This window comes from Candidatus Thermoplasmatota archaeon (genome assembly GCA_029907305.1).
Lineage (GTDB): Archaea > Thermoplasmatota > E2 > DHVEG-1 > DHVEG-1 > JARYMC01.
The window spans coordinates 1-627 of record JARYMC010000138.1 but is presented as its reverse complement, the minus strand read 5'-3'; the positions used below and the strand labels follow the sequence as shown (position 1 = coordinate 627).

At 35.1% G+C, this 627-nt stretch carries 1 protein-coding gene; it reads right to left on the bottom strand.

The genetic code is table 11. The features are described from left to right. The coding region (locus tag QHH19_07340) for a transposase (GenBank protein ID MDH7518132.1) at positions 1-397 on the bottom strand (397 nt) is incomplete at its 3' end. Positions 398-627: the final 230 nt, after the last annotated feature.

Here is a 627-nt window from a genome sequence, read left to right as displayed (position 1 = left end):
TTTCCTGGTAAAGCCTATTGAATTGTGTTGAGTCGTGAACATTTGCTTTAGTGACACTGAAAGTTATAGGCAGTTCGGTTTTTGTGTCAACAATTGTATGTATTTTGTATCCATAGACATGTTTTTCCTGGATATGATTCCATCCCCAACCTGCTTCTTTGTCACCTAGGTTTGCTTCGAGGATACTTCCATCTTGAGCTATTGTATGAAGGTTTAGAAAACCGTGGTCAAGTAGTTGCTGAACAACTACTTGAAATAATTCTTCAAAAGTATCTGTTCCTATCCTGTTTAGGAAATGTGTGAAACTGCTTATATCTGGTGTTTGTTTAAAACCTGGTGTTCTTCTCCAGAAACTATCTTTTTTCAAAAATGCATGATAATCCCTGTAGGATTCCATTCTTAGGATCATTATTATGAATGATAGGAACATCCCTATGGGGTGGTAGTGGTGGTCTACCTGGTTTACCAGGTTTGTGTTTGTAATATTTTTTTTGGTATTACTTCAGCTTCTGAAAGATTTATATTTGATATAATCTTTCTTAGACTAACCCTCCTATTGTTTTTCATTTTGTGCACCCAAACAAAATGAAATGTAGGAGGGTTAATTTAATTTTTCAACAGCCTAAA